The following is a 12880-nucleotide window of genomic DNA, read 5'->3' as shown; positions in this document are numbered from 1 at the left end:
TTGTTTAGCCTGTAAAAGAGGTTATGCCCAACTGGCTATAGGCTAACGACCAATGACCAGCGACCATTTATTTTAGAAGGAGGTTTATCCAGAAACTGGCATAGCCAGTTTCTACTTAATCCCACCTCCAACCTCTCACCTCTCACATCATTATTTAAAGGAGGTTTTGATCTATGTTCGGCCGTTTTACCCAGCGGGCGCAAAAAGTATTGTTCCTGGCCCAGGAAGAGGCCAGGAGGCTTAATTACCCCTACGTGGGTACGGAACATTTATTACTGGGACTGATCCGGGAAGGCGAGGGTGTGGCCGCCAAAGCCCTGGCCGCCCTGGGCATTGAAGCGGAAAAGGTGCGTTCCCTGGTGGAGCAGATGGTGGAAAAGGTGACCGGCCCCGTGCCCCCGGAGGTCACCCTGACCCCCCGGGCCAAGCGGGTGCTGGAGCTGGCCGTGGACGAGGCCAGACGTATGGGGCATAATTACGTGGGTACCGAGCACCTGCTGCTGGGACTGATCCGGGAAGGGGAAGGGGTGGCCGCCCGGGTGCTGTCTTCCCTGGGAGCGGATCAAAACCGGGTGCGGGGGGTGATCATGCAGATGCTGGGCGGTGCCGCCGGTTCGGCGCCGGGGCAGCCCGGTGTGGCCCGGCCCCAGGGCCAGACCAACACCCCCACCCTGGACCAGTTTGGACGGGATCTTACCGGCCTGGCCCGGGAGGATAAACTGGACCCGGTGGTGGGCCGGGAAAAGGAAATCGAGCGGGTGATCCAGATCTTGAGCCGGCGCACCAAGAACAACCCGGTGCTCATCGGCGAGCCCGGCGTGGGCAAGACGGCCATTGCCGAGGGGCTGGCCCAGCGCATAGTGCAGGGCAATGTGCCGGAGGTGCTGCTGAACAAGCGGGTGGTCACCCTGGACCTGGCTTCCATGGTGGCCGGTACCAAATACCGGGGCGAGTTTGAAGAACGGATCAAGAAGGTCATCGACGAGATCATCAAGGCCGGTAATATTATCGTCTTCATTGACGAATTACACACATTGATTGGCGCCGGGGCGGCGGAAGGGGCCATCGACGCGGCCAACATTTTAAAGCCGGCCCTGGCCCGGGGCGAGTTGCAGTGCATCGGGGCCACCACCCTGGACGAATACCGCAAACACATCGAACGGGACCCGGCCCTGGAGCGGCGCTTCCAGCCCATCACCGTGGAGGAGCCCACGGTGGAGGAGACCATAGCCATCTTAAAGGGGCTGCGGGACAAGTATGAAGCCCACCACCGGGTGCGCATCACCGATGAGGCCCTGGAAGCGGCGGCCCGCCTCTCGGACCGCTACATCACCGACCGGTTCCTGCCCGATAAGGCCATCGACCTGGTGGATGAGGCCAGCTCCCGGGTGCGCCTGAAGGCCTTTACCGCCCCGCCCAACGTAAAGGATCTGGAAAAGAAAATCGAAGAAATTCAAAAGGAAAAGGAAGCGGCGGTAAACAACCAGGAGTTTGAAAAGGCGGCCCAGCTGCGGGACCAGGAGCAGCAGCTGAAGCAGGAACTGGAGTCCCGGCGGGAAGCCTGGCGGGCCAACAGGGGCAAGGAGGAACTGGTGGTTTCCGAAGAGGACATTGCCCAGATTGTCAGCAGCTGGACGGGCATTCCGTTGAAAAAGCTGGCCGAGGAGGAATCGGAACGCCTTTTGCGCCTGGAAGAGGTGCTGCACCGGCGGGTGGTGGGCCAGGACGAGGCGGTGCGGGCCGTGGCCCGGTCGGTGCGCCGGGCCCGGGCCGGCCTGAAGGATCCCAAACGCCCCATTGGTTCCTTTATTTTCCTGGGTCCCACCGGCGTGGGTAAGACCGAGCTGGCCCGGGCGCTGGCGGAAGCCCTTTTCGGCGATGAGGACGCCCTGGTGCGCCTGGACATGAGCGAATACATGGAGCGCTTTGCCGTTTCCCGTTTGGTGGGCGCGCCTCCGGGTTATGTGGGTTACGAAGAGGGCGGCCAGCTCACCGAGGCGGTACGGCGCAAGCCCTACACCGTGGTGCTGCTGGACGAAATTGAAAAGGCCCATCCCGATGTGTTCAACATCCTGCTGCAGGTGCTGGAGGACGGCCGCCTGACCGACGCCAAGGGACGCACGGTGGATTTCCGCAATACGGTGATCATCATGACCTCCAACGTGGGCGTGCATACCCTGCGTAAGGAGGGCACCATGGGCTTCCGCACCGCAAGGGACCAGGAGGCCGGCTACGAGCGGATGAAGGAGCGGGTGACGGAGGAATTGAAGCGAACCTTCCGGCCCGAATTTTTAAACCGCATCGACGAGATCATCGTCTTCCATTCCTTAAGCCAGGAGCATATTAAGGAAATTGTGGGCCTGATGCTCAAGGAAGTGGCCGACCGGATGCAGGAGAGCGAGGTGACGGTCTCCTTCACCGACGCCGCTAAAGAAATCCTGGCCAAAGAAGGCTTTGACGAAACCTACGGCGCCAGGCCCCTGCGCCGGGCCATCCAGCGCCTGGTGGAAGACCGGCTGTCCGAAGAATTGTTGAAGGGCACCTTTAAGAAGGGCGATCATGTGGTGGTGGACGGCCGGGACGGGCAGATCACCGTACGCCGGGCCGGGGACGAACAGGCGGCGGACAAGATGCCGGCAAACGCTCAAAGTGCTTAGAGTTTCAATAAAGACAACCAGACTTTCACCGATCCACCGGGGGTGCGGGTTTTCCGTACCTCTTTTCCTATTCAAGCTGTTAATCTTTAAAAACTCACTGAGAAATGTTATACTATGTAAAAAATATGGGAGAAAAGCCATGGCCGGTAAAACCCGTTTTTACTGCCAGGAGTGCGGGCACCGCACCCCCCGCTGGCTGGGCCGCTGTCCCCAGTGCGGCGCCTGGAACACCCTGGTGGAGGAAATGGTTTCCGGGGGAAGCCGGCCCCCGGCGGGCAGTGCCCCGGCCGAGCCGGCCGTGCCCATTACCAGTGTTTCACTGGAGAAAGAAGAGCGTTTCACCACGGGCATGGCCGAACTGGACCGGGTGCTGGGCGGCGGGGTGGTGCCGGCCTCCCTGGTGTTGCTGGGGGGAGATCCGGGCATCGGCAAATCCACCCTTCTGCTGCAGGTGGCCCGGGGTGTTGCCGGCAGCGGCCGGACGGTGCTCTACGTCACCGGTGAAGAATCCCTGCCCCAGGTGCGCCTGCGGGCCTGCCGCCTGGGGGTGGAATCCCCGGAACTATATCTATTGGCCCAGACCAACCTCGATCTGGTGGAAGAAAGTATTCTATCCCTGCACCCGGCCCTGGTGGTGGTGGATTCCATCCAGACCATCTACAGGCCCGATCTGTCTTCCGCTCCGGGCAGCGTGGGACAGGTGCGGGAGTGCACCGTCCAGCTCATGCGCCTGGCTAAAAGCACGGGCATAGCCGTTTTTCTGGTGGGCCATGTGACCAAGGAGGGCCTTTTGGCCGGCCCCCGGGTGCTGGAACATATGGTGGACACGGTCCTTTACTTTGAAGGGGAGAGACATCAGTCCTTCCGTATCCTGCGCGGGGTGAAAAACCGCTTCGGTTCTACCAATGAAATCGGTGTTTTCGAAATGCGGGACAGCGGTTTGATGGAGGTGAACAACCCGTCCTCCCTGTTTATCACCCCCCATCACGCCGGGCCGGTGCCCGGGGCGGTGGTGGTGCCCACCCTGGAGGGGACCAGGCCCCTGCTGGTGGAGATACAGGCCCTGGCTTCCCCCACCGGGTTCGGCACACCCCGGCGGATGACGGCCGGGGTGGACTACAACCGGGTGATGCTGGTTTGTGCCGTGCTGGAAAAGCGGGTGGGGCTGCACCTGGGCAATTACGATGTCTATGTCAATGCCGTGGGCGGGGTGCGCCTTTTAGAGCCGGCGGTGGACCTGGGAGTGGCGGTGGCCCTGGCCTCCAGTTTCCGGGACCGTCCCGTGGATACCCGCCTGGCGGTGGCGGGGGAAATCGGCCTGACCGGTGAACTGCGCCCGGTCACGGGCATACAAAAGCGCCTGCAGGAGGCGGCACAGCTGGGTTTTGCCCGGTGTCTGGTGCCCCGCACCAATCTGGCCCGGGTGGATCAGGTCCGGATGGGAACCATGCAGGTGCTGGGGGCGGAAACCTTGAGTGAAGCCATAGAGCTGGTCCTGGGTTGATACGAAAGGCATTAAAACCTGGTGGAGAGAAATTTATTTGGAATGTGCCGGCCACAAAGTTATTAATTTATTTGGGGCAGATGGTAGAAAAAGTAGCCTGTCCCCTTTTTACCTGCGGGGTATAGACCGTAGCAATTTGGTACGATATTAAAAGTAACAAAAACGGTTGTTCCTGATGAAAACGGCCTTTAAACGGCCGGTCTTCACAGCGAAAGGACTGGTCTTTGGAGTGGTGAAACCTTGAAGGAGGAACGGGTGGAAGACAGGTTGTTGCAGGTGCTGCGGGCGGTGGCGCCGGGCACGCCCCTGCGGGAGGGTCTGGAAAATATCCTGCGGGCGAAAACAGGGGGGTTGATTGTGATCGGCGATTCCCCCGAGGTGCTGGAGATTTCCGAGGGGGGGTTTGCCGTCAACGCCGAGTTTTCTCCAGCCAACCTTTATGAGCTGGCCAAGATGGACGGGGCCATAATTTTAAGCGCCGACGCCAAACGCATTCTGGCCGCCAATACCCAGTTGATCCCCAATTTGAGCATCCCTTCCAGCGAGACGGGTATCCGGCACCGCACCGCCGAACGGGTGGCCAAACAGACGGGCGCGCTGGTGATTTCCATTTCCCAGCGCCGCAGTGTCATTACCGTTTATAAGGGCAATCTCAAATATGTGCTCCGGGATGTGGGGGTGATTCTGGCCAAGGCCAACCAGGCCCTCCAGACCCTGGAAAAATACCGTTCGGTGCTGGACCGGGTGGTGACGGAACTTTCCATCCTGGAGCTGGATGAGGCCGTGACCCTTTTTGATGTGACCCGGACCATCCAGAGGGTGGAGATGGTTCTGCGGGTGGTGAAGGAAATCGAGAAATACATCTGTGAGCTGGGTGTGGAGGGACGGCTGATTACCATGCAGCTGGAGGAACTGGTCACCGGGGTGGAGCACGAAGGACTGCTGGCCATCCGGGATTATGCCACTCCGGGGGATAAACCACCCACCAGCATTCTGGCCATGATCAACAGCTGGCCGGCGGAAGACCTGCTGGACCTGTCCCTGATTGCCCGGGCGCTGGGCTTTCCCGGCAGTACCAGCATTCTGGACCAGGCCGTTTACCCGCGGGGTTACCGTATTCTGGACAAAATTCCCCGCCTGCCCCTGCCCGTCATTGAAAATCTGGTCAAGGAGTTTGGTTCCCTGAAAAGGATTCTGGAGGCCTCCATTGAAGAGCTGGACGCAGTGGAAGGTATCGGAGAAGTGCGTGCCCGCTCCATTAAAGAAGGCCTGGCCCGTTACCGGGAACAACTGATTCAGGAAAGACACACGTAAGGGCGTGAGCACACAAGCTCGCGCCTTTTTTTCCCGATTTGCAAATTATGAAAGGGGCGAAAAATGACAAAAACTGTAGAAGAAAAGCCCAGGCCGCTCTTCCTGCAGGTTACAGGAAAAAAATAAATTAAAAAAATATTGTTGACACCGTATGGCAGCTATGCTAAAATATTAGCTTGTTGACAATGGCCGGAGATTGTGCTATACTTAAAGACGTATAGTTTTGGTTAAGGGGGTCCGGCGTTGTTTAAAATTGGTGATAAGGTCGTGTACCCCATGCACGGGGCGGGGATCATCGAAGCCATCGAGGAAAAGGAAGTCCTGGGGGAAAAGAGGCAGTATTACATCCTGCGCTTGCCCGTGGGTGACATGAAGGTGATGATTCCCATTGCCAACTGCCGGGAGGTGGGCCTGCGCGAGGTTATCGACGGGGCAGGCGTTCAAAAAGTGATGCATATTCTCCGGGAAAAGGGAAAGCCCATGTCTTCCAACTGGAACCGCCGTTACCGGGCCAACCTGGAAAAGATACGGACCGGTGATATTTACGAAGTGGCCGAAGTGGTCCGCAACTTGATCAAGCGGGATAAGGAAAAGGGGCTTTCTTCCGGTGAAAGAAAGATGCTGGAAAATGCCCGCCAGATACTGATCAGCGAGCTGGCCCTGGCCACCGAACTGGAGGAAGAAAAGGCCCAATCAATGGTTGACAGTGCCCTCGCTTAAAAAATACGCCACTAAACTGGCGTATTTTTTTTCGAACAGGTAAGAATCTCCATTTTATTGGTTGAAGTATACCGTTACAGGCACTATAATATAAATGTCTTTCCTGTAAATAATACCTGGAGGAAGGAGGTGAAAAAATGGTCAGGCGGATTATTTTTTTTCTGCTGATTGCTCTATTTACGGCCGCCGGCTTTTATACCGGCCTTTATTTGCTGGATAGAGCCCTCATCCCTATTCCGGCCGGAATACCCCAGCTGAGATTGGGCATGATCGCCCTGGGGGCGCTGGTGGGCCTGGTGCTGGGGCTGGTGCTGGGTCGCCCCATTATCCGGGGGGCGCTGCGGCTGACCACCCTCCTGGAGCAGTATTTGCAAAAAACCCCCACCCATGATCTGGTCATGGGTTCCGTGGGACTGATTATTGGACTCATAATTGCTAATTTGCTGGGGTCTATCCTCTTTGTTCTGGGGCCCGTGGGCAAGCTGGTCTGGTTTCTGGGCACCCTTTTGCTGGGTTACCTGGGTATGAGCATTGGCGTGAAAAAAAGGGAGGAGTTGCTGGGTTTGTTCAGCAGCCTGCCCCGGTTTGGCAAGGAAAAAGCACCCAGGGGGGAAGCCCGCCCCAATAATTTAAAGCTCCTGGATACCAGCGTGATTATCGACGGCCGTATTGCCGACCTGTGTGAAAGCGGTTTTATCGAGGGGACATTGCTGGTTCCGGCCTTTGTCCTGGAGGAGTTGCGGCATATTGCCGATTCTCCCGACGTCTTGAAGCGCAATCGCGGCCGGCGGGGGCTGGATATTTTGAACCAGATGCGCAAGGATTCCGCCGTGAAGGTGCAGATCCTGGATAACGTGCGCGGCCTGGACGACGTGGCCGAGGTGGATTCCAAGCTGGTGAAACTGGCCCAGCGCCTGGGGGCCAAGATTATGACCAACGATTTCAACCTGAACAAGGTGGCCGAACTGCACGGCGTTAAGGTGCTGAACATCAACGAACTGGCCAATGCCATCAAGCCGGTGGTGCTCCCCGGCGAGGAAATGACCGTGCAGGTGGTGCGGGACGGCAAGGAGGCCGGCCAGGGCGTGGGTTACCTGGACGACGGTACCATGATTGTGGTGGATGGAGGCAAAAAGTATATGGGTCAAACCATCAGCGTCATGGTTACCAGCGTACTGCAAACCGCGGCCGGGCGGATGATCTTTGCCAAACCCCGTCAGGAACGCCGGGGAGAGACCGGGAACGCCCGCTACAACGGGGTGAATGTACTTGGATAACCTCTTTGCCGTCACAGTGTGTCAGGGGATAGTGTGTCAGGGGACGGTTCCTTGACACATGCACAGTGTGTCAGTGTGTCAGGGGACGGTTCCTTGACACAGGAGTGTGTCAGGGGACGGTTTCTTTATGTCGGTTTGATACATGCAACGGGGTGAATATGCTTGGATAACCTCTTTGCCGTTATAGTGGCCGCTGGCCGCAGCTTGCGCATGGGTCAGGGAATTAACAAACAGCTCCTGCCTTTGGGCGGTATTCCCGTGCTGGCCCGCAGCCTGCAGGTTTTTGAGCGGGCCGTACCGGTAAAGGGCTATGTGCTGGTGGCTGGGCGGGATGATGTAGAACGCTTCAATAACATGGCCCGGCAGCAGTGGTTTTGTCGCAAGCTGCTTAGCGTGGTGGCGGGGGGCGGGAGTCGGCAGGAGTCGGTCTTCAACGGTCTGCTGGCCCTGCCCCGGGAAACGGCGGTGGTGCTGGTGCACGACGGTGCCCGTCCCCTGGTTTATACGGGCCTGGTGGAAAGGGTGGCCGAAGCGGCCGCCCGGTGGGGGGCGGCTATCGCCGCCGTGCCCGTAAAAGACACGGTGAAACAGGCCGGTCCGGATGAATTTGCGGCCCGCACCCTGCCCCGGGATTCCCTGTGGCTGGCCCAGACCCCCCAGGCTTTTCATTATGCGCTGCTGGTGGAGGCCCACCAACGGGCGCGGGAAGAGAAAATAACCGCCACCGACGACGCTTCTCTGGTGGAAGCCATGGGCCGGCCGGTGAAACTGGTCCCCGGCTCCTACCGTAATATCAAGATTACCACACCCGAAGATCTGGCCGTGGCCGAAGCCCTGCTGCGCTGCAGCCCGGAAAACGGCTCGGTGCAGATCAAAAGCGGCAGCCCTGTGTCAGGGGACGGTTCTCTGACACACTAGCTTTCGTGTCAAGGAACCGTCCCCTGACACATGCTAGCTTTCGTGTCAAGGAACCGTCCCCTGACACGCCGTCCCCTGACACGCCTGACACGCGCTAAGGAGGTTTAAACTTTGCGGGTGGGTTTCGGTTATGACGTGCACCGGCTGGTGGCCGGCAGGCCGCTGGTGCTGGGGGGTGTTACCATACCCTTCGACCGGGGGCTGGACGGGCACTCCGATGCCGATGTGCTGGTGCACGCCGTCATGGATGCCCTTTTGGGGGCGGCCGGGCTGGGGGACATCGGCTGCCACTTTCCCGATAACGATCCCCGGTATGCCGGCATATCCAGCCTTTTGCTCCTGGAACGGGTGGGGCGTTTACTGGCCGCCGGGGGCTTTGCGGTTAACAACATCGACGCCGTGATTGTGGCCCAGGCCCCCCGGCTGGCCGGCTTTATTCCCGGGATGCGGGCGAACATGGCCCGTGTTCTGGGTGTGGCGGAGGAGCGGGTAAATGTAAAAGCCACCACCACCGAAGGGCTGGGCTTTACCGGCAGTGGCCAGGGGATGGCGGCTTATGCCGTTTGTACCATAATCCCCGGTCAGGTTGTCCCCGGGAATAACTGCTTCCGTCGGTGAAAAGGGTTGCCGGACATCTGAGGTCCCCTTTAATATTGTTTCCCTTTAGACCACTGGCATCCGGGATGGTCGGCGACGGTTTTAAATAATGAAAGGTGGAAAAATAATTTCCACACCTGTACCCAGGGTGTGGTATAATTTTATTAATATATTAATTATTCAGAAAAGGGGAGAGAGCATGTCCAATCAATTTGCCGGCCTTACCAGAGAAGAATTGCTGGCGGTGCTGGGTGATTTCGCCAAACGGTGGCTGGCCCACGACGGGCTGTGGTTCCAGGCCGTGGAGCGGGAGCATGGTATGGATGCGGCCATCAGGGCCGATGCGGCGGCCTGGGAGCAGTTCACGGTCAATGAAGCCAGGCGGATCATGCAACTGCACGGCATCCCGGAAAACGGGGGCATTCCGGCCTTGAAAAAGGCGCTGGGCTACCGCCTGTACGCCCTGCTCAACCGCCAGGAAATAATTGACGTGGATGAAAACCGGATCATCTTCCGCATGAATGACTGCCGGGTGCAATCGGCCCGCAAGCGCAAAAACCTGCCCGATTTTCCCTGCAAGCCCGTGGGTCTGGTGGAATACTCCGGCTTTGCCCGGACCATCGATCCGCGCATAAAAACCCGCTGCATCTGCTGCCCGCCCGATGAACATCCGGAAGAATATTTTTGCGCCTGGGAGTTCTGGATCGACTGATTCAGCCGGGTTTGACCAGCCATTATAGATGGGTTGATGTACCGGAAATGTTCATTTATTTGAGAAATCCCTCCATAGCCCATGGAGGTGATTTTTTTAAGCCAGCAGGATATTCCGAAAATAAAGAGAATGTTGTTTAATATAAGGTGGTCAGACCAACCGACCATGGAGTCGGACCCCAAAATCAGGGATCAGCTCCCTTTCAGGTTGCTGTATATTTGGGTTTTGTTTTCATCCGTACCCGTCGACCGGCGTCTGACGGCCGGCGGTCTATTTTCAAGGGGGGAAGTTTATGTCCGTCGCACAGGCCATTGAAGCCCTGCGCCGGGAACTGGGCGCAGAGAATGTGATTACCGGCCCGGAAGATTTGCTTTGTTATTCCTTTGACGCCACACCGGACCTGCCGGAGGGGAAGCCGGACGTGGTGGTTACCCCGGAGAATACCGGTCAGGTGGTGAAAGTGGTTAAAATTGCCCGGCAGTACGGCCTGCCCGTTTACCCCCGGGGGTCGGGCACCAACTTGAGCGGGGGCACCGTCCCCATAAAGGGCGGCATTGTCCTGACCACGGTAAAAATGAACCGGATTATTGAGGTGGATCCCTCCAACCTGACGGCCACGGTGCAGCCGGGGGTGATCATTCAGGACCTGAACGATGCGGTGGCTCCCTACGGCTTGATTTACCCGCCCGATCCGGGGACGGTGGCCACCGCCACCATGGGGGGCAGTGTGGCCGAGTGTTCCGGGGGCCTGCGGGGACTGAAATACGGGGTAACCAGGCACTATGTGATGGGAGTGGAAGTGGTCCTGGCCGATGGCGAGGTGGTCCGTTACGGCGGCAAAACGGTGAAGAACGTCACCGGTTACGATATGGTCCGCCTGTTTGTGGGCTCCGAGGGTACTCTGGGCATCATCACGGAAATTATTGTCCGCCTCATCCCGGCGCCGGAGGCCCGGGAATCCATCCTGGCGGGATTCGGCAGCCTGGCCGACGCCGGCAATGCGGTGGTGGGCATCATCGAGAAGAAGGTCATCCCGGCCACCATGGAAATTATGGACCGGGTGACCGTGGAGACGGTGGAAAACTTCGCCCATGTGGGCCTGCCCACCGATGTGGCCGCCGTGCTGCTCATCGAGGTGGACGGTATCCCGGAGGTGGTCAAGTCCGAGGCGGCCATTGTCAGGGAAATAATCGCCAAAAACAACGGGTGGGTGAAAACGGCCGCCAGCGAGGCCGAGAGGGACGGCCTGTGGGCCGCCCGCCGGGCCGCCCTGCCCGCCCTGGCCCGGCGTAAGCCCACCACCATTTTGGAGGACGCCACCGTTCCCCGCAGCAAAATCACGGAGATGCTGCTGGCGGTGGAGGAAATCGGGAAACGCCACAACCTGATCATCGGCACCTTCGGCCATGCCGGGGACGGCAACCTGCACCCCACCATCCTGGCCGACGGCCGCAATGCGGAAGAAATGGAACGGGTGCGGGCGGCGGTGGACGAAATTTTCCGGGCGGCCCTGTCCCTGGGCGGCACCCTCACCGGCGAGCACGGCATCGGCATGGCCAAGATGCGCTTTTTACCCTGGGAAATGGGCGATGCGGGGGTTAAGGTACTGCGGCGGATCAAGCAGGCGCTGGATCCGGACAACCTGCTCAATCCGGGCAAAATGGTAGAGTGTGCAAAAGGGGAGTAGACCATGAGCATATTTAACGGACTGGCGGCGGTAGAAGAAGAAATAATCAAGTGCATGAAATGCGGCAACTGCCAGGCGGTGTGTCCCATATATAAAGAAACCCGCCGGGAGCCGTCCGTGGCCCGGGGGAAAATAAAGCTGGCGGCAGCCCTGCTGCGGGGGGAGGTAAGGGCAACCCCGGCCCTGGCCGGGCGTTTCGACCTCTGCCTGACCTGCCTGGCCTGCCAGGCCGCCTGCCCCAGCGGGGTGCAGGTGGACCGCATCATCCTGGCCGCCCGGACGGCGGTGGCGGTGCAAAAAGGGCTGCCCCTGGTGAAGAAAACAGTCTTTTCCGTGGTCCGCCGGCCGCGCCTTTTCCACCTGGGGGCCAGGACGGCCGCCCGCCTGCAGGGATTGCTGTTCAAGCGGACCGCTCCGGATAAAATGCAGCCCCGCTTCCCCCTGGGCCTGGAAATGCGCCGCATCATTCCTCCCCTGGCGCCGGTCAGTTTCCGGGAACAGGTGGCGGCCAATCATCCTGTGGAGCGCTCCCGGGCCACCGTGGCCCTGTTCACCGGCTGTCTGATTAACTACGTATATCCGGAAATTGGCCGGGCGGCGCTGCACGTGCTGCAGAGGAACGGGGTGGCGGTGGTTATTCCACCGGAACAGCACTGCTGCGGTGCGCCCCTTTTGTATAACGGCGCGGCGGAGATGGTGCGGGATATGGCCAGGTCCCACGTGGATTTATTCAGCCACGTTCAGGCAGAGGCCATCATCACCATGTGCGGCACCTGCGGGGAAACGTTCAAACATCATTACCCCGAACTGCTGGCAGACGACCCCGCCTATGCCCCGAAAGCCCGGGAGGTGGCCAGCAAGGTGGTGGATATAACGCAGTTTTTATATCAGCTACCCCTGGATAAGGAAGGCTTAAAGCCGCTGGACTTAACCGTTACCTATCACCAGCCCTGCCACCTGGGGCGGGGACTGGGGGTGGTACGGGAGCCGCTGGCGCTGATCCGGAGCATTCCGGGGATCAGGTTCGTTCCTTTAAAGGCACCCGACCGCTGCTGTGGTAACGCCGGTTCCTTCAGCCTGACCCACTACCCCCTGTCCTGCCAGATCCTGACCCACAAGATCAAGGACATTGCCGGCACCGGGGCCTAGGCGGTGGTCACCGGTTGCCCCGCCTGCCGTATGCAGCTCACCGACGGCCTGGGCCAGGCAAAGATGCCCCTGCAGGTCATGCACACCATCGAGCTTTTGGCCCGGGCGCAACCGGGTGCCCAACCAGATGGCAAATCACCCCAAAAGGGGTCTGACCCCCCGGCATAAATTCCAGTCTTTGTGACGCAGCCTGCCGATGAATTGCGGAGTGTGAACGCCCATATCGCATTTCTATTAAGGGAGGCCGCCCGCCGGGCGGGGCGTCTGCCCGGCGGTACGGCGAAGAAAAAGGGGACAGCCCCCTTTTTTTCTTCCACAGGGTCCGGTTGACAGTTTGGCTGAAAA

10 protein-coding genes are annotated in these 12880 nt (G+C 59.3%); all 10 read left to right on the top strand.

The genetic code is table 11. The features are described from left to right. Positions 1-173 precede the first annotated feature (173 nt). The 10 genes from GFC01_RS06930 to GFC01_RS06885 all read left to right on the top strand — a co-directional run bounded on the left by GFC01_RS06930 (position 174) and on the right by GFC01_RS06885 (position 12535). Entirely contained in the window at positions 174-2657 is a 2484-nt protein-coding gene (locus tag GFC01_RS06930; RefSeq protein WP_152945907.1) for an ATP-dependent Clp protease ATP-binding subunit, read from the top strand. A gap of 139 nt (positions 2658-2796) precedes the next feature. Further along, positions 2797-4161 (top strand): DNA repair protein RadA, encoded by a 1365-nt coding sequence (gene radA / locus GFC01_RS06925; RefSeq protein WP_152945906.1) that lies wholly within the window; start codon positions 2797-2799, stop codon positions 4159-4161. Between the two features lie 240 nt (positions 4162-4401). Then, positions 4402-5475 (top strand): DNA integrity scanning diadenylate cyclase DisA, encoded by a 1074-nt coding sequence (disA, locus tag GFC01_RS06920; RefSeq protein WP_152945905.1) that lies wholly within the window; start codon positions 4402-4404, stop codon positions 5473-5475. Between the two features lie 243 nt (positions 5476-5718). Continuing rightward, a complete protein-coding gene (locus GFC01_RS06915; protein WP_152945904.1) occupies positions 5719-6195 on the top strand; it encodes a CarD family transcriptional regulator in 477 nt (158 codons plus the stop codon). 137 nt (positions 6196-6332) lie between these two features. Further along, positions 6333-7472, top strand: a complete 1140-nt coding sequence (locus GFC01_RS06910) for a PIN/TRAM domain-containing protein (RefSeq protein WP_152945903.1) — start codon at positions 6333-6335, stop codon at positions 7470-7472. Between the two features lie 162 nt (positions 7473-7634). Next, on the top strand, positions 7635-8390 hold the full coding sequence (gene ispD, locus GFC01_RS06905) for a 2-C-methyl-D-erythritol 4-phosphate cytidylyltransferase (protein ID WP_194174854.1): 756 nt from the start codon (positions 7635-7637) through the stop codon (positions 8388-8390). A 111-nt stretch (positions 8391-8501) separates the two neighbouring features. Next, positions 8502-9008, top strand: a complete 507-nt coding sequence (gene ispF, locus GFC01_RS06900) for a 2-C-methyl-D-erythritol 2,4-cyclodiphosphate synthase (protein WP_152945902.1) — start codon at positions 8502-8504, stop codon at positions 9006-9008. Positions 9009-9186: 178 nt separating this feature from the next. Beyond that, positions 9187-9699, top strand: coding sequence for a DUF6125 family protein (locus GFC01_RS06895; protein ID WP_152945901.1), 513 nt, complete (start codon positions 9187-9189; stop codon positions 9697-9699). Between the two features lie 292 nt (positions 9700-9991). Then, positions 9992-11386: an FAD-binding oxidoreductase gene (locus GFC01_RS06890; protein ID WP_152945900.1), complete on the top strand. Its 1395-nt coding sequence runs from the start codon at positions 9992-9994 to the stop codon at positions 11384-11386. A gap of 3 nt (positions 11387-11389) precedes the next feature. Then, on the top strand, positions 11390-12535 hold the full coding sequence (locus tag GFC01_RS06885) for a (Fe-S)-binding protein (protein WP_243137322.1): 1146 nt from the start codon (positions 11390-11392) through the stop codon (positions 12533-12535). Positions 12536-12880: the final 345 nt, after the last annotated feature.

Source organism: Desulfofundulus thermobenzoicus (genome assembly GCF_009428905.1).
GTDB classification, from domain to species: Bacteria; Bacillota; Desulfotomaculia; order Desulfotomaculales; family Desulfovirgulaceae; genus Desulfofundulus_A; species Desulfofundulus_A thermobenzoicus.
The sequence above is the reverse complement of the archived record's forward strand: the minus strand, read 5'-3'. Positions and strand labels throughout refer to the sequence as shown.